Annotated in this window: 15 protein-coding genes; 4 read left to right on the top strand and 11 right to left on the bottom strand. The window is 38.3% G+C overall.

What is annotated here, in order from left to right:
- Positions 1 to 87: 87 nt before the first annotated feature.
- Entirely contained in the window at positions 88 to 2,166 is a 2,079-nt protein-coding gene (locus KYH19_RS20670) for a S9 family peptidase (protein ID WP_370630257.1), read from the bottom strand.
- A gap of 418 nt (positions 2,167 to 2,584) precedes the next feature.
- On the opposite strand from KYH19_RS20670, the gene proB reads away from it, so the two are divergent.
- Together proB and KYH19_RS20680 are read left to right on the top strand one after the other, a co-directional pair.
- Entirely contained in the window at positions 2,585 to 3,664 is a 1,080-nt protein-coding gene (proB, locus tag KYH19_RS20675; RefSeq protein WP_219076473.1) for a glutamate 5-kinase, read from the top strand.
- A 114-nt stretch (positions 3,665 to 3,778) separates the two neighbouring features.
- Positions 3,779 to 5,026, top strand: coding sequence for a glutamate-5-semialdehyde dehydrogenase (locus KYH19_RS20680; protein WP_219076474.1), 1,248 nt, complete (start codon positions 3,779 to 3,781; stop codon positions 5,024 to 5,026).
- A gap of 131 nt (positions 5,027 to 5,157) precedes the next feature.
- Here the strand turns inward: KYH19_RS20680 and KYH19_RS20685 are convergent, their stop codons facing one another.
- Both KYH19_RS20685 and KYH19_RS20690 read right to left on the bottom strand, forming a co-directional pair.
- Positions 5,158 to 6,540 carry an MBL fold metallo-hydrolase RNA specificity domain-containing protein gene (locus tag KYH19_RS20685; protein ID WP_219076475.1) on the bottom strand — a complete coding sequence of 461 codons (1,383 nt, stop codon included), beginning with the start codon at positions 6,538 to 6,540 and terminating at the stop codon, positions 5,158 to 5,160.
- 88 nt (positions 6,541 to 6,628) lie between these two features.
- Entirely contained in the window at positions 6,629 to 6,973 is a 345-nt protein-coding gene (locus tag KYH19_RS20690) for a hypothetical protein (RefSeq protein WP_219076476.1), read from the bottom strand.
- Positions 6,974 to 7,001: 28 nt separating this feature from the next.
- Here KYH19_RS20690 and KYH19_RS20695 point away from each other — a divergent pair, with 28 nt between their 5' ends.
- A complete protein-coding gene (locus KYH19_RS20695) occupies positions 7,002 to 7,316 on the top strand; it encodes a hypothetical protein (protein WP_370630258.1) in 315 nt (104 codons plus the stop codon).
- Between the two features lie 53 nt (positions 7,317 to 7,369).
- Here the strand turns inward: KYH19_RS20695 and KYH19_RS20700 are convergent, their stop codons facing one another.
- From KYH19_RS20700 to KYH19_RS20730, 7 genes are all read right to left on the bottom strand, one after another.
- Positions 7,370 to 8,050, bottom strand: coding sequence for a type 1 glutamine amidotransferase domain-containing protein (locus tag KYH19_RS20700; RefSeq protein WP_219076477.1), 681 nt, complete (start codon positions 8,048 to 8,050; stop codon positions 7,370 to 7,372).
- A gap of 85 nt (positions 8,051 to 8,135) precedes the next feature.
- Positions 8,136 to 8,705 (bottom strand): Crp/Fnr family transcriptional regulator, encoded by a 570-nt coding sequence (locus KYH19_RS20705; RefSeq protein WP_219076478.1) that lies wholly within the window; start codon positions 8,703 to 8,705, stop codon positions 8,136 to 8,138.
- A gap of 106 nt (positions 8,706 to 8,811) precedes the next feature.
- The gene (locus tag KYH19_RS20710; RefSeq protein ID WP_121285445.1) at positions 8,812 to 9,186 is read right to left on the bottom strand and encodes a hypothetical protein; all 375 of its coding nucleotides are present in this window, start codon (positions 9,184 to 9,186) and stop codon (positions 8,812 to 8,814) included.
- A gap of 308 nt (positions 9,187 to 9,494) precedes the next feature.
- On the bottom strand, positions 9,495 to 10,151 hold the full coding sequence (locus KYH19_RS20715) for a vancomycin high temperature exclusion protein (RefSeq protein ID WP_219076479.1): 657 nt from the start codon (positions 10,149 to 10,151) through the stop codon (positions 9,495 to 9,497).
- 29 nt (positions 10,152 to 10,180) lie between these two features.
- On the bottom strand, positions 10,181 to 10,783 hold the full coding sequence (locus KYH19_RS20720) for a hypothetical protein (RefSeq protein ID WP_219076480.1): 603 nt from the start codon (positions 10,781 to 10,783) through the stop codon (positions 10,181 to 10,183).
- Between the two features lie 26 nt (positions 10,784 to 10,809).
- Positions 10,810 to 11,529 carry a hypothetical protein gene (locus KYH19_RS20725; RefSeq protein WP_219076481.1) on the bottom strand — a complete coding sequence of 240 codons (720 nt, stop codon included), beginning with the start codon at positions 11,527 to 11,529 and terminating at the stop codon, positions 10,810 to 10,812.
- Between the two features lie 86 nt (positions 11,530 to 11,615).
- Positions 11,616 to 13,154 (bottom strand): YifB family Mg chelatase-like AAA ATPase, encoded by a 1,539-nt coding sequence (locus KYH19_RS20730; protein WP_219076483.1) that lies wholly within the window; start codon positions 13,152 to 13,154, stop codon positions 11,616 to 11,618.
- Between the two features lie 67 nt (positions 13,155 to 13,221).
- On the opposite strand from KYH19_RS20730, the gene KYH19_RS20735 reads away from it, so the two are divergent.
- Positions 13,222 to 13,686, top strand: coding sequence for an energy transducer TonB (locus KYH19_RS20735; RefSeq protein WP_219076484.1), 465 nt, complete (start codon positions 13,222 to 13,224; stop codon positions 13,684 to 13,686).
- 208 nt (positions 13,687 to 13,894) lie between these two features.
- On the opposite strand, the gene ffh is transcribed toward KYH19_RS20735, so the two are convergent.
- Positions 13,895 to 15,232 carry a signal recognition particle protein gene (gene ffh / locus KYH19_RS20740; RefSeq protein ID WP_121285452.1) on the bottom strand — a complete coding sequence of 446 codons (1,338 nt, stop codon included), beginning with the start codon at positions 15,230 to 15,232 and terminating at the stop codon, positions 13,895 to 13,897.
- Between the last annotated feature and the right edge of the window lie 720 nt (positions 15,233 to 15,952).

Genomic DNA, 15,952 nt, shown 5'->3' on the forward strand with positions numbered 1-15,952 from the left:
GTTCGTCATTCCCGCGCAGGCGGGAATCTTAAAGCGGGTTGCATTAAGATTCCCAATCAAGTTGGGAATGACGAACCTGGTAAAAAATTATTTAGTTATTCCCTCCAGCGAGAATAAAAACGCCCAGCGTAAGGAGACATCTTTTAAATAATCAAAACGGCCAGAGGCACCGCCATGACCAAATTCCATGTTGGTTTTAAGCAATAGCACATTTTTGTCAGTTTTTGTGGCCCTTAATTTAGCTACCCATTTTGCCGGTTCGAAATACTGTACTTGGCTATCGTGTAAGCCTGTCGTAACCAACATATTTGGGTAAGCTTTTTTCTCAATATTTTCATATGGAGAATAACTTTTCATATAATCGTAAGCCGCTTTTTGTTTCGGATTGCCCCACTCATCAAATTCGTTTGTGGTAAGTGGAATGCTTTCATCCAGCATAGTATTAATTACATCCACAAAAGGAACATCAGCAATAAGACCGTTCCATAAATCGGGTGCCATGTTGGCTACGGCTCCCATTAATAAACCACCCGCACTGCCACCATGGGCATATAAATGGCCTTTTGAGGTATATTTCTGATCAATTAAATATTCTCCTGCAGCAATAAAATCGGTGAAGGTGTTTTTCTTTTTCATCAGTTTTCCATCTTCGTACCATTGACGGCCCATTTCCTGTCCACCACGGATATTGGCGATGGCAAATACAAAGCCTCTATTCAACAAACTCAAACGTGGCGAAGAGAAATAAACATCCGAATTTGAGCCATAAGAACCATAACCATAAAGTAACAGAGGTGATTTTCCATTCTTTTCGAAGCCCTTTTTATAAACCAGGGCAATTGGCACTTTAGTGCCATCTTTCGCCGTTGCAAAAACACGCTCAGTAACATAATCTTTCGGATTATAGCCGCCCAGAACTTCCTGTTGTTTCATTAGTTTCTGGTCTTTTTTTATCAGATCGTAATCGTAAGTAGAGTTTGGAGTAGTTAATGAGGTATAAGCATAACGTAAGGTTGTGCTGTTGTATTCGGGATTTGAGCCTACGCCAGCATCATAAACTGGTTCATCAAATTTGATATAATAATCGCTTTTGTCTTTTTTAAGTACACGCAACTCCGTTAATCCGTTTTTACGCTCAGATAAAACAGTGAAATCTTTAAATTCTTCAACGCTTTCCAATAAAACATCTGCACGGTGCGGAACCACCTCTTTCCAGTTTTCTTTTTCAGTTTTATCCAGCGGACATTCCATTAAACGGAAATTCTTGGCGTTCCAGTTGGTTAAGATCAAAAATTTGCCATCAACGGGCATTACATCATACAATACATCTTTTGATCGGGCTGCAAAAACTTTAAAAGGACTTTCCGGATGGTCGGCATCTACTATTTTATATTCCGAAGTAAGCGTTCCCTGTGAAGCGATAAAAATATACTTTCCGTTTTTCGATTTGCCTACACCGATATAGTTGGTGTTATCTTTCTCATCGTAAACTACCGCATCTGTTTTGGCATCTGAACCTAGTACATGTTTTTTAATTTTTTCACTAAGTAACGTAACAGGATTTTTTGATGTGTAAAAGAACGTTTTATTATCATTAGCCCAAGCCACCCCACCTTCTGTATTGGTAATGGCATCTTTTAACATTTCGCCAGTCTCTAAATTTTTTATGTTAATGGTGTACTGACGGCGCGAAACCTGATCAACACCAAAAGCTAAAAGTTTATTATCGGGACTAACACTAAATCCGGTGGCGCTGTAATAGGAATGGCCTTTTGCCAGTTGATCTACATCCAGCAGGATTTCTTCAGCTGCAGATAAACTTCCTTTTTTACGGCAGTATTTAAAATATTGCTGTCCATCCTCTGTGCGTGAGTAATAGTAGTAGCCATTTCTAAAAACCGGAACCGATTCGTCTTTTTCTTTGATCCGACCTTTCATTTCCTTAAATAAATCTGCCTGAAATTGATCGGTACTCTTCATCATGGTATCCAGATAAGCATTTTCGGCTTTTAAATAATCTACCACATTCGTACTGTCTGGTCCTTTTTTAAAGTAATCGATCATCCAATAATAATTATCTACTACGGTATCGCCGTGTATAACTCTTTGGTGCGGAATAATTTCCGCTATGGGTGCCTTTGCATCAGGCCACGTTATTGCTTTCATTTCTTTCTTTTGAGGGTGATTACAAGCCGTAATTGCGCTAAGCAATATAAGACCAGGTAAGATACATTTCATAGCGGGTTGATTTCGGTTCAATTGCAATTTAATAATTTAGTTCAATAGTTCATTAGCCATTGGTTGATTAGTGGCGTGATGGTTAATTGTAAAAGAGATTGTTTAATCGTTGAATGGTTAGATTGTTACCTTCAAATTGTTTTAGAGTATTAATTGTTTAACTGTTGTAGGCAACTAACACTTCTGACCTCTGTCCTCAGACTTCGGACTTAAAACAGTTAATCGACTCCAAACGCTCAACCCCAAACTCATTTCCATTTTCGCAAAAATCCATCAAGCCTATAGATAATCATCCGAATTAGAAAAATTGATGTTAAATTGCCACATCCAAACGGTTTAAATCATAATGAAATTAGGGTATAAAAAGATAGTTGTTAAAGTTGGTTCGAATGTAATTACGCAGGCGAATGGTTTGCCGGATGAGGCAAGGATCAAACACCTTGTAAATCAACTGGCAGATATTAAAACGCAGGGTATTGAAGTAATTTTGGTTTCTTCAGGTGCGGTGGCATCGGGCAGAAGTTTGATCAAAGTATCCGAAAAACAGGATGCCGTAACGACCCGACAACTATTGGCGGCCATTGGTCAGGTTAAACTGATCAACACCTACTCCAATTTCTTTGCAGCACATGCTATACAATGCGCGCAGGTTTTGGTTACCAAAGAAGATTTCCGCGACCGTGCACATTATTTAAACATGAAAAACTGTTTGCAGATCTTGCTTCAGAACGAGGTAATTCCTGTTGTGAACGAAAACGATGTGGTTTCGGTTACTGAGCTGATGTTTACCGATAACGATGAACTGGCAGGGTTAATTGCTTCGATGTTAAATGCCGATGCCCTGATTATTCTGTCGAATGTAAACGGCATCTACAACGGCGATCCGAAAATTGAAAGATCGGCTGTTATTGAGGAAATTAATGGTTCGGTTGCTAACCTGGCATCCTTTATACAAACGGGCAAATCGCAGTTTGGCCGTGGTGGAATGATTACCAAATCGACCATGGCGCAAAAAGTTGCTAAATTGGGTATAACGGTTCATATTGCCAATGGAATGAAAGATGATGTGCTGACTTCTCTATTAAACAATCAACTGGTGCATACGCGCTTTGTTCCCGAGAAAAGCAAATCGGGCAAGAAAAAATGGATTGCCCATTCCGAAACAGCAGCAACCGGTGTGGTAAAGCTAAACGATGGTGCCAAAACGGTATTAACTTCCGGTAAAGCCACCAGTTTATTACCCGTAGGAATTATCGAAATCCAAACAGACTTTTTAAAAGGTGATATTATTAAAATTATCGACGAAAAAAATAACCTGATTGGATTGGGAATAGCAGAATATGGTTCTGATAAAGCCAGAGAACGCATCGGACAGAAAAAGCAAAAAGCGCTTGTACATTACGATTATTTTTACTCAGCTATTTAAAGGTTTAACCACAGAGCACACAGAGAAAAAATCACAGAGTGGCACAGAGTTAAGCAAATTCTCTCTTTTCCTCGGTGTGAAACTCGGTAACCTCTGTGGTAGAAAAAGAAAAAAATGGATTACAAACAATATTTCGAAAAAGCAAAACTGGCTGGTCGCACTTTGATTAGCTTTGGTAAAGAAAAAACAAATGCAGTTCTAACAGATCTGGCTGAGGCTTTAGTGACCAATACAGCAGAAATCCTTACTGAAAACACAAAGGATTTAGCCAAAATGACCATCGAAGACCCCAAATACGACAGGCTAAAGTTGAGCGCCGCACGCATTGCAGATATTGCTAATGATCTTAAAAATGTTGCAGGCTTAAACAGCCCCCTAGGTAAAATTCTTTCAGATAAAACGCTGGAAAATCAGCTACATATCCAAAAGGTTAGTGTGCCTTTGGGTGTTGTAGGTGTAATTTACGAAGCACGGCCTAATGTTACTGCCGATGTGTTTTCGCTTTGTTTTAAGGCCGGGAATGTTGCCGTGTTAAAAGGTGGCAGCGACGCTGAATTTTCTAACCTGGCGATTGCAAAAGTGATACATCAGGTATTGGATAATCATAAAATCAATCGGGATGTTTTAACCTTATTACCTGCAGAGAGAACTGCAACCGAAGCTTTATTAAATGCCCAGGGTTTTGTAGATGTATTGATCCCAAGGGGAAGTCAATCGTTGATTAATTACGTCCGCGAAAACAGTAAAATCCCAGTTATCGAAACCGGTGCGGGCATTGTACATACTTATTTTGATGAATCTGGCAACTTAGATAAAGGTAAAGCAATTATTTTCAATGCGAAAACCAGGAGGGTAAGTGTATGTAATTCTTTAGATTGTGTGTTAATTAACGAAAATAGACTGAATGATCTGCCTGCACTTTTATCCCCTCTTGCAGATGGAAATGTAGAATTATACGCTGATGAGAAAAGTTATGCAATATTAAAATCTTCTTATCCTGCTCACTTACTAAATCAAGCCACACCAGAACATTTTGGAACGGAATTTTTATCATTAAAGCTGGCTGTTAAAGTTGTAGCGAATTTAGCAGAAGCATTGAACCATATTGCCGATTATAGCTCGAAACATAGTGAAGCCATTATTTCTGAAGATGCTACCAATATCGCCCAATTTTTAAATGAAGTAGATGCCGCTGCTGTATATGCCAATGCCTCTACAGGTTTTACCGATGGCGCTCAATTTGGTCTCGGTGCCGAAATTGGTATCAGCACGCAAAAACTTCATGCCCGTGGACCAATGGGTTTGGAAGAATTAACCAGTTATAAATGGGTGGTACGGGGTGATGGGCAAGTGAGGGGGTAATATTATTGTCATTCTGAGCGCAGCGAAGAATCTTTTTTGGGTTGATAGTTTATGGCCATGGTTTTTTAGCCACAATGGCCATCAACTATGAGCCAAAGGGCCATGGGCTATCAATCTAATGACCAACTGAACTAAAGTTCAAAAACCTCTCCCCTTTCAGGTACTTCTACATTAAAACCATCTTCTTGCAATGCCAGTGATAAACTTTGCAGGCTTTTATCTTCTCCGTGCACCAGGAAAACTTTTTTAGGCTGACCGGTTTGTTTAATTGTTTTCACTAAATCGTTATGGTCGCCGTGGCCGCTTAACAGATCGGTTTGGCGGATGGTGGCGTAAACCATCATTTCCCGGTCTTTAATGCGCACAATAGGTGCTCCGCTTAATAACTTATACCCAAGCGTTCCTTTTGCGCAGTAACCAATAAAAAGGATGGTACAATAATAGTTCTGAATGTTATAATACAGGTGATCCTGAATCCTTCCACCTTCTAACATGCCGGCAGATGAAATAATAATGCAGGGATCGAAATAATTAGAAACATCTTTACTTTCTTTCATGGTTTGAACGTAAGCCAGGTGCTCAAATTCAAACTCATCACCCATGGTCTGGTAAAAATCTTTTGCTTCCTGATTCACCAGGTTATGGTGTTTGCGGTAAACCTCCGTGGCTTGAATCGCCATTGGGCTGTCTACAAAGATTTGAACAGGTGGCAATAATTTTTTGGTGAATATCTGGTTTAAGGCAAATACCAGCGATTGGGTCCGGCCAATACTAAATGCCGGAATAATCAATCGTCCAGGACTTTTGATACAGGCTTCTGTAATTTCCTGAACTAATCTTTCTTCCAGTGTTTGGTCTTTGGTGTGCACCCTGCCGCCATAAGTGGCTTCACTTATAAGATAGTCAACCTCTGGCAGCGGCTCAGGATTAACCAATACTGGGTAGTTCTCTCTGCCGATATCGCCGGTAAAGGCTATTTTTTTATCTATACCGTGATCATTTATAGTTAAAATAGCTGCGGCGGCACCCAGCAAATGGCCAACAGGAACAAAGGTTAAGCTAATATCCCCATTAATCTTAAATGGTTTATTGAAAGCAATGGTTACGAAACGATCAATGGTATCCATTACGTGTTTGTGCAGGTACAACGGTTTGGGTCCGCTGAAATTACCACGTTTAGTTCTGGGTTTACGACCTGCCTTTCTTAAGAAAAGTTCAACGGAATCGAATAATAATATCGAAGTAAGATCGGCTGTGGGCGGCGTACAAAGTACCTGACCATCAAAACCCAATCGAACCAATGTAGGCAGATTACCAGAGTGATCAATATGTGCATGAGTTAAAATTACCAGGTTTATACTTGCCGGATCGAAGGGGAATTGTTGGTTTTCTTCCTGGTAGGTTTCCTTCTCGTAATCTAATCCACAATCTATCAGTATTTTATAATGCCCAATTTCGAGCAGGTGCATACTTCCTGTTACTTGTTGTGCTGCGCCCCAAAACGTTAACTTCATCTTCTTATCTATCGCGTAAAATCTTTAGCCGTAAAGTAGTATAAATGATGGGATTTTTAAACAATCATGCGTAATATTTTAATTATTATTAGTCTTGTTGTCTAAATTTTAACACCATTAATATTCCACTTTTTGCTTCCTCAGAAAAACCTTCTAAATCGGATTCTGTGATTGTTTTGTCTAAAAGCATAGCGATGACGGTATCAAAAAGCCATGAATTTCTAAGCCCGTCGTATCTTCTGGCGATGTGTTTGTCGAAATCTGTTACAGCAGTAAAAATTTTATAATAATCGGCTTTATTATCTTCAGGTTGTTGAGTTTTCCATTGGTCTAAAATTTCAGAAAAGGCCTGCATTTCTTTTTTTAATTCCCGTTGTAAAGCTACCTCGAATAATTTTCGGGCAACTTTATTATCTGCTTTTGAAAAATCCATAATGTAAATTTATGCCATAAAGATAAGAATGTCATTATATGTAACTGGCTTAACCCAAAGAAAAGATTTTTATCTTTGTAAGAAAATATCAGTTATGCAAGAACCTTTCGACATCGAAATCGGCCCAGTTAATTATTCAGTTTTTCCGGAAGGAAATGATTCATATACCATTTTTAAAGATGGAAGAGAATACATTCAGATTCAAAAAGACACTTCATCCATCTGGTTGAAAATGGATTATAAAACAGAACTTCCCATTTTTGAAGAAGATGAAGAGGTGAATGCAATTGGCCAGGCGATTGAAAAATACGTACCTGAAGAAGATGATGAAGAAGAACTATAATAAGCAATCCTCAACAAGGTTTGGCTATACCAGTCCGTGTTGAGGATTTAAATTTAGGCAAGAAGCTTTAATAATTCTTCTGCAACTTTTTCTGATGAGGCAGGATTTTGTCCGGTAATCAATAAGCCATCAACTACAGCATAGGGATTCCAATCAGCTATCTTGCTGTAATGTCCACCATTTTTTATTAACATATCCTCTACCAAGAAAGGCACTACGTTTGTTAATTGTACAGCTTCTTCTTCGGTATTGGTAAAGCCGGTTACATTTTTTCCGTTCACCAGGTATTCACCATTTATCTTTACATCCTTAAGCACTCCCGGAGCATGACATACAAAAGCAACAGGCTTGTTGGCGGTATAGAATTCGGTAATGAGCTGTTGTGAAGTTGCGCTTTCTGCTAAATCCCAAAGTGGTCCGTGGCCACCAGGATAGAAAACTGCATCATAATCATCCATTTTTATATCATCCAATGAGATGGTATTTTTTAATTTGGCCAAAAGAGCAGTGTCTTTATCCATTCTTTTCGTCGTTTCGGTTTGAAAAGAAGGATCTTCACTTTTAGGGTCAATTGGTGGCTGACCACCTTTTGGTGAGGCCAATACAATATCAATACCTTTGTCTGCTAAGGCATAATATGGCGCTGCCAATTCTTCTGACCAAAAACCTGTTTTTAAACCTGTATTTCCTAATTCGTCGTGGCTTGTAAGCACGAATAAAACTTTCTTATTCATATTTTTTATGCTAAGTGTACCACAAAATTAGTGCTGTTGATTAAGGCAGCAAAGGACTTCAATCACAAATTTAATGTGAGCAGAATCACACTTTTGCGGAAAGCCTGCTTAAGGTTTCTCTGGAAATACCCAGGTATGCTGCGATTATTGTTTTTGAAACCCGTTGCATCAATTGCGGATACTGTTGAGCGAGTTGTTCAAAACGCTCTTTCGGGCTTGTGGTTAAAAGTGATAAAATCCTTTGCTGTAAAGCTACATAGCCCAAACTGTTTTTTATCCTGAAAAAATGCTCCATTTTATGGCTTTCGCGGCAAAGCTGATCTAAATTATCTTTGGTGATGGAGAGTAGTTCGGAGTTTTCTAAGCAGCTGATGTTAGTAATCGATTTAACGTGACCATAAAAAGCCCTGAAATCGGAAAGCCACCAGTTTTCCATCGCAAACTGGATGATATACTCTTTACCATTGGCATCTGTAAATGTGGCCTTTAATAAACCTTTAACTACAAAATAAATGTGATTGACAAATTCGTCTTCCTGGATCAGGTACTGGTGTTTTTTAAGCGTTTTAGGTTTGAAATGTGCTGTTATATGTTCAAACTCCTGATCGGTGAGGGAAACGATTTCTTCGAGGTGTGTTTTTAATTCAAAACTCATGCTATAAATTTAACTAAATAAGCATGAAATTTATTTTTTGATGGAATGATTAAGACGAAAAAAAAGCCCGATTAATAAAAAATCGGGCCTTGTGTCTTTAAATGGTTTACCTCGTGCAATTTGCTGTCCAAGTTTGCCCATCTTTCGAAACCAACATTTTAAGGTTACTGGCATCAATACTAATACCGGTTAAACCCGATCCAATACTTACATAACTGTTGTCTCCTGTTTTTTCAAACTTTACACCTGTAATGTCAGGGATGCCGTTACCAAAGTAAAAATTATAAGTTTCGCCAACTTTGCTTACGGTTACTTTACCATCGCTACTGTTAGTTGTAGTCTCTCCACTACGATAGGAAACGGTTCCTTTGTAAGTACCCACGAAGAAATCCCGATCTGCAGGATCAGTATCTTTTTTACATGATACCATAACGGTTAATGCTATTAAAAGCATACTGAAAATTTGAACTGTCTTTTTCATCTCTTTCACTTTTTTTAATTTTAAATAGGTCATAAATGTAACAGCGTTATGACAACGACTGTGCCAAAGCATTTCGACCATTGGCCAAATAAGGCTTTAAAATATATTATATTGAAATTATTTTTCAATATAAAGTGTTGTTATACAGTGCTTTGATTAATTTTAAAAAAGAAAGAAAATGAAAATATTTTAAACGTTGGTCTGGGAGTTACATTAAAATTTTAACATGGTAAAACTGTTCAGTTTAAAAGAACCTGTTCAATTTCGCTATTAATAAAACCTAACATTTCAACCTAAGGTACTTTATGTTATTCCTTGGTATAGTTTGATGGACCATTAATATTAACTTTTTCGCCTAAAAAATGAGGTTGTCTACCAATCATCAAGTCGATTGTTGATTTTACAATAGCAAAGTACTCTCTAAAGGAAGCGTATTTGAAACCCTGATATGTTCCCTCGTCAGCAGCAAAACCGTAAGACTTAATACCCAGTTTATTGCCAATATTGATACACCTGTTTAGGTGATATTTTTGCGATACCAGGATCGCGGTATCGATATTGAAAATAAATTTTGACCTGTACAGCGTAGAGTAGCTATCAAAACCAGCGTAATCAAGGTAAATTTTATTGGTATCAACACCATTTTCATAGCAGTAAAGTTTCATTACTGTTAATTCGTCGTGCGCATCACTCCCATTGTCTCCTGACAACAGAATTTTATCAATTTTATGGTTTTTATAAAGTTTTATGCCAGCATCAAGCCTGTCTTTTAAATACTTACTGGGTTTATTGTTGTTTATTCCTGCTCCAAAAATAATACCCACTTTAGTTTTTGGTACATCTTGCTCATTCGAATAAATGGCCGGATTAGTCTGGTGTTTTACAAACAAGTTTATAATCAATACTATAAGGACACCCAAAATAAAAGTATAGAAGAGCAGTTTAATGATTTTTTTGATTTTCATTGTTTATCTATTTGATCTGTGGTTTTGGGCTATTGTTTTTTTAAGACTTCGGCAATCTTTTTATCCAGATCTAAATCGTCGGTATCATCGAAAGGTTTGCCAATTTTATATGGTATGTGCTTTTTATTAAGTCTATGCAACTGATAATAATTAGTGCCTGTTAAACCATAACTCACAATTACTTTGTATTTTTTGTTGTAGCTAGGGTTAACGATATTGTCGAAATTTTTGACCTTGGTTAAGGTATGGTTTTTGGAATTAACAAGGTAAAGATTGTAAAATGAATTTCCTCCCCTTCCACCTGTATCTTCGAAAATTAACAGATCTTTTATCCCGTCGTTATTATAGTCTTCGTAAGTGATATTATCAGTGATGTGGCGCATTTCTATGTTTTCTTTCCAAAAGATTTTATCGGTTTTTACGCCTCTTTTACCAAAATAGATATTGGCATGGCATAATTCTGCCGAAGGTTCTTTTTCAGTAATTAAATGCTGTATAGCGAGTACATAGTCTTTATTTTTAAAAGGATAAATGTATTGCCAAGTTCCTTTTGCGGTTGGTTGATTGAATACTTTTTGGGCAAACGAATGACTGGAAAGAAATATAAAGCATAGAATAAATATCCTGTTCATGTTTGGCATCTTGTAATAGATTGATGTTAAATTTCTGAAAGTTTTTCGGCAAGTTCTTCCGTCATTTCATCAAGTGTAAAAAATCTGCCCCAATTAAACTTTTTCCATACCGTTTTCGGTTTGTTGGTTTTGTCGCTAAACATATTGCCGCCAGAGGTTTCACTTTTTTTTCGTGTAGAGAAATTAAGGCTGGTAGTGCTTTCTTCTCCCGAAGATCGGCTATAGTTCCCCGTTTGAAAGCCTATTAGTTCCATTTTTTGATTTTGGAACCTGAATGTATAATCGACATTACTCACCCCGTAAGAACCGCAGCTTAACCAATATTGATAACTTAAAATCAGTACTCCGTTTTTTATGCTGACGGCACCGGTTTCTTGTAAAGGATCGGCGAGACAAGTGTTCTCTACGTCATTTTCAGTTGGGATAAAATTGGTGTTTTGAGCCAGTAAGCTGTAATTTCCGGATGTTTTTATCAGTACCAAAAGCATACGGGGATTCACATTCAGTGTGTCACGGCCCATACCGTCATTTTTGATGAGATTTTTTGGATTGGTATTCTGAATAATGATCGCTTCATCAGATAAATGATCTTTATTTAAATCGCCTTTGGCCCGATAAATTACTTTCCATCCTTTTGGAACAAAGGCATTTGCATTAGGGCCTGTTTTTGGGATTTGAGGATGATCTACCTGTGCATATAGCTGAATAGAAATCAGCGAAAAGAGGATGAATAAACTATTTTTCATGGTCGATTTATTTATAATCAATAATAGAAATATTTGTTGTTGGCCGGAAATTTTATTTTAACATCATTTTTTGAAGAACAGGCGCTTTACCCCGCCCAGCCATCCCTATCCAAACTTCTGTAATTAATCGATTCTGCTAAGTGTTCCATTTCTACGTTTTCACTTCCATCTAAATCGGCTATGGTCCGTGCAACTTTCAAAATCCGGTCGTAGGCACGGGCCGAAAGACCTAATTTTTCCATGGCTGATTTCAGGAGACTGTTTCCTTCATCACTGATCTGGCATACTTTGCGAACCATTTTCGGACTCATTTGGGCATTGCAATGCAGGTCTTCTCTATCTGCAAAACGTAGATCCTGAATTTCCCGTGCTTTAATTACACGTTGCCTGATAAAGTTGCTTCTTTCTGTTTCTGCAGTGGAGGCTAATTCTGTAAAGTTAACGGGTGTTACTTCTACATGAAGATCTATCCGGTCTAAAAGCGGTCCGGATATTTTACTCAGGTATTTTTGCACCACACCAGGTGCACAAACGCAATCTTTCTCGGGGTGATTGTAAAAACCACATGGGCAAGGGTTCATTGAGGCCACCAACATAAAGCTGGCTGGATATTCTACCGAAAACCTTGCCCTTGCAATAGCTACTTTACGGTCTTCTAAAGGTTGGCGCATTACCTCCAAAACAGTTCGTTTAAATTCAGGTAGTTCATCTAAAAATAAAACACCGTTATGTGCCAGTGATATTTCTCCGGGTTGTGGATTGATTCCGCCGCCTACCAGGGCTACATCGCTAATGGTATGGTGTGGTGAGCGGTACGGACGGCTTGTCATTAGTGCATCGCTTGCAGAGAGTTTTCCGGCAACAGAATGGATTTTCGTAGTTTCTAAAGCTTCGTTTAAATTTAATGGGGGCAATATCGTGGGCAGGCGCTTGGCCAGCATGGTTTTGCCTGCACCTGGTGGACCAATTAAAATAACATTATGACCACCTGCAGCGGCAATTTCCAAGGCTCTTTTAATATTTTCCTGTCCTTTAACGTCTGCAAAATCGTGTTCATAATTATTGATGTTTTTTAAGAATTCTTCTTTGGTATTCACTTTAACTTGTTCCAGCGCTTCGCTTTTATTAAAGAAAGCAATTACCTGGGCCAGGTTTTCTACGCCATAAGCCACTAAATCGTTTACAATGGCTGCTTCACGAACGTTTTGTTTCGGTAAGATGAATCCTTGAAAACCTTCCTGTTGGGCTTGTATGGCAATTGGCAAAGCTCCTTTTATGGGCTGTATGCTTCCATCTAAAGAAAGTTCGCCCATAATAAAATAATCTTCTAATTCGTCGGCTGGGATTTGGCCTGAAGCCGCTAAAATGCCGATGGCAATTGGCAGATCGTATGAGGAGCCTTCTTTTTTCATGTCGGCAGGTGCCAGGTTTACCACTATTTTCTGTTTAGGCATGCGAAAACCTGAAACATTAATGGCGCTGGCCACCCTTTGCAAACTTTCTTTTACCGCATTATCGGGCAGGCCCACCATATAGTATTTGGTGCCCGCGCTAATATTCACTTCGATTGTTATGGTTAGTGCATTTACGCCATAAACAGCACTCCCGTATGTTTTTACAAGCATTTAATTTTAATTAAATAAATTCGGATGTAAATTATTCGGGATGAATATTAATGACTAATATAAGAATATGATTAATAATTTATACTTTAAATCAATATTAAAAATGTTGAAGGTATTATTATCTATAATTTTTCTGATGTTAAGTCAACATCTTTATTCTCAAGGCAGGGATGGGAATATTACTATAAATCTGAAAAAAAGCGAAGAAAATCGCGTTTATTATTCGGACGAGGTAGGTGTAAAAGCTCACTTCCCGAATGGAGAAGGTGAATGGGGAAAATATCTTTTAAGTAATTCAAGATATCCTAAAATGCCTAAAAAGAATAAAGCCATTGGAAGAATTTTTTTATCATTTGTAATTGAAAAGGATGGAAAGATAACTGATGCGGTAATAACACGCGGGTTAAATATTAAGTGTGATGAAGAGGCATTGAGGTTATTGAGGTCATCTGGAAACTGGATTGCTGCAACCCTAAAATCAAAAAATGTCCGCTCAAAAGGGAATATCAGCATCGCTTTTGGATTGAATTAGCTTCATTAAACTACCATTGTTAAATAAACCTGATTGGACGAATGCCGATTCCTTCTATCGGCAGCAGGGAAAGCAGGGCTGCCCCCCTATGGAAAGCTGAACACTCATTTCCAAAACCTATAAAACAAAAAATCCTGACCATTACTGATCAGGATTTATATTTTCACGAAGAATAAGACCTTACGCCCTAAACCCTAAACCTTTTAACCTATCTGCCAAATGGCATTTTAGGCATACCTTTCATCATTGCCGCTGCGGCTGCCGGGTTAGAAAACTGCTTCATCATTTTACGCATATCTTCAAACTGTTTAATGAGCTTGGTTACTTCTTCTACCTTACTTCCTGAACCTTTTGCAATACGTAAACGGCGACTTTGCTGAATGCTATCCGGGTTTTCTTTCTCAAATGGTGTCATCGAATTGATGATGGCTTCGATTGATTTAAAAGCATCATCCTGGATATCTACATTCTTCATCATTTTACCCACACCTGGTATCATGCCCATCAGATCTTTCATGTTACCCATTTTCTTGATCTGCTGAATCTGGTTGTAGAAATCGTTGAAATCAAATTTATTCTTACGGATTTTCTTCTGCAGTTCTGCTGCTTCTTTCTCATCGAACTGCATTTGTGCACGTTCAACAAGCGAAACCACATCACCCATACCCAAAATACGCGATGCCATACGATCTGGATAGAAAACATCCAGTGCTTCCATTTTCTCGCCGGTACCAATAAATTTAATCGGCTTGTTTACTACCGATTTAATGGAAAGGGCCGCACCACCACGGGTATCGCCATCCAGTTTGGTTAAAACAACACCTGTAAAATCTAAACGGTCATTAAATACTTTGGCTGTATTCACCGCATCCTGACCAGTCATTGAATCCACAACAAATAAAATCTCGTGCGGTTGCGTTTTAGCTTTAACTTCAGATATTTCGTTCATTAAAGATTCGTCGATCGCTAAACGACCTGCGGTATCGATAATGATTACGTTATTTCCATTTTGTTTACCGTGTGCAATACCTTCTAAAGCGATGCCAACAGGATCGTTTGATGCGCGGTTTGCGTAAACGGATACACCAACAGAGGTTCCTAAAACCTCCAATTGATCTACAGCCGCCGGACGGTACATATCGCCTGCTACCAATAAAGGTTTTTTGCCCTTGCCTTTTAAGTGCAGGGCCAGTTTACCTGCAAAAGTAGTTTTACCCGCACCGTTTAAACCTGCAATTAAGATAATGGTAGGGTTTGCTTTAGTATCTAACTCTGTAACTTCGCCACCCATTAAGGCTGCAAGTTCATCGTTCATTATTTTGGTAAGCAGTTGGCCCGGAGAAACGGCAGTAAGTACGTTTTGCCCCAAAGCTTTTTGCCTCACATCATCAGTAAATGTTTTTGCTGTTTTATAGTTAACATCGGCATCTAATAATGCTTTGCGGATTTCTTTCATGGTTTCTGCCACGTTGATTTCCGTAATACTGCCTTGTCCTTTTAATACTTTAAACGCTCTGTCTAGCTTGTCCTGTAAATTATCAAACATCTTTTTTTAAGCTAAAAGCTTTGTGCCAAAGGGCAAAAAGCTACTTGTTTTTAATAAAAGGCAAATGTATCAAATTTTGCTTGTAAATCGCTGCACCTCAAAGTCAAAAATCTTTTTTTGAAAATGAGCAGTTTGGTTTTCATAGGTACTGTACTCCCGCCATTCACTTCAATCTTTTTGTGCCTCAGTAAGACCGCTAAGTTTGCTATCGTGTGGACACATCTTTTTTAAGTTTAGTTTAGGCGTTTTGCTAACTAACTTTAATAAAGCACTAATTTTAACCAAGGACGCTGTCAATCCCAAGAGCCGTAGAAATCAAAAAAACAGGTGCACAACAGTAAAAATGGCAGTAACAAACCTGAAACGCAGTGGTTTTGTGTTCATCACCGAGGATTTAATTTTACAAAATATTGAACACAAAACTAAGTGTCGCTGTTTTTTTGATGCGTGTAAGACTGTGCAAAAGGCTCATTGCTGGATTGACGAAGCGTTTTGGGTACTTTGGCGCTCCAAAGTACCATGCCCTGCGGCATAGAGCGATAGAAGAATATTTTACTCAATTGTGTCGATACGATAAGGTATAGAACGGAAAAAACAACATTTATCTCCAAACTAAAGTCTTTAAGCTATAAAAGCTCGTTATTTAGCAGAAAAGATGCTGAAATAAATTCAGCATGACGATCGACCTAGACAACGGCGCTAAATATGAATTAGCTGAGA

The organism is Pedobacter sp. D749, from assembly GCF_019317285.1.
In the GTDB taxonomy this organism is placed as follows: domain Bacteria; phylum Bacteroidota; class Bacteroidia; order Sphingobacteriales; family Sphingobacteriaceae; genus Pedobacter.

What these genes read in the sequence shown, in the direction of transcription:
- KYH19_RS20710 (WP_121285445.1), bottom strand. Translation starts at nt 9,186, where the DNA reads ATGAAAAAGACAGTTCAAATTTTCAGTATGCTTTTAATAGCATTAACC.
- KYH19_RS20680 (WP_219076474.1), top strand. Translation starts at nt 3,779, where the DNA reads ATGGATTACAAACAATATTTCGAAAAAGCAAAACTGGCTGGTCGCACT.
- KYH19_RS20670 (WP_370630257.1), bottom strand. Translation starts at nt 2,166, where the DNA reads ATGAAAGCAATAACGTGGCCTGATGCAAAGGCACCCATAGCGGAAATT.
- KYH19_RS20730 (WP_219076483.1), bottom strand. Translation starts at nt 13,154, where the DNA reads ATGCTTGTAAAAACATACGGGAGTGCTGTTTATGGCGTAAATGCACTA.
- proB (WP_219076473.1), top strand. Translation starts at nt 2,585, where the DNA reads ATGAAATTAGGGTATAAAAAGATAGTTGTTAAAGTTGGTTCGAATGTA.
- ffh (WP_121285452.1), bottom strand. Translation starts at nt 15,232, where the DNA reads ATGTTTGATAATTTACAGGACAAGCTAGACAGAGCGTTTAAAGTATTA.
- KYH19_RS20735 (WP_219076484.1), top strand. Translation starts at nt 13,222, where the DNA reads ATGATTAATAATTTATACTTTAAATCAATATTAAAAATGTTGAAGGTA.
- KYH19_RS20685 (WP_219076475.1), bottom strand. Translation starts at nt 6,540, where the DNA reads ATGAAGTTAACGTTTTGGGGCGCAGCACAACAAGTAACAGGAAGTATG.
- KYH19_RS20715 (WP_219076479.1), bottom strand. Translation starts at nt 10,151, where the DNA reads ATGAAAATCAAAAAAATCATTAAACTGCTCTTCTATACTTTTATTTTG.
- KYH19_RS20725 (WP_219076481.1), bottom strand. Translation starts at nt 11,529, where the DNA reads ATGAAAAATAGTTTATTCATCCTCTTTTCGCTGATTTCTATTCAGCTA.
- KYH19_RS20700 (WP_219076477.1), bottom strand. Translation starts at nt 8,050, where the DNA reads ATGAATAAGAAAGTTTTATTCGTGCTTACAAGCCACGACGAATTAGGA.
- KYH19_RS20720 (WP_219076480.1), bottom strand. Translation starts at nt 10,783, where the DNA reads ATGAACAGGATATTTATTCTATGCTTTATATTTCTTTCCAGTCATTCG.
- KYH19_RS20695 (WP_370630258.1), top strand. Translation starts at nt 7,002, where the DNA reads ATGTCATTATATGTAACTGGCTTAACCCAAAGAAAAGATTTTTATCTT.
- KYH19_RS20690 (WP_219076476.1), bottom strand. Translation starts at nt 6,973, where the DNA reads ATGGATTTTTCAAAAGCAGATAATAAAGTTGCCCGAAAATTATTCGAG.
- KYH19_RS20705 (WP_219076478.1), bottom strand. Translation starts at nt 8,705, where the DNA reads ATGAGTTTTGAATTAAAAACACACCTCGAAGAAATCGTTTCCCTCACC.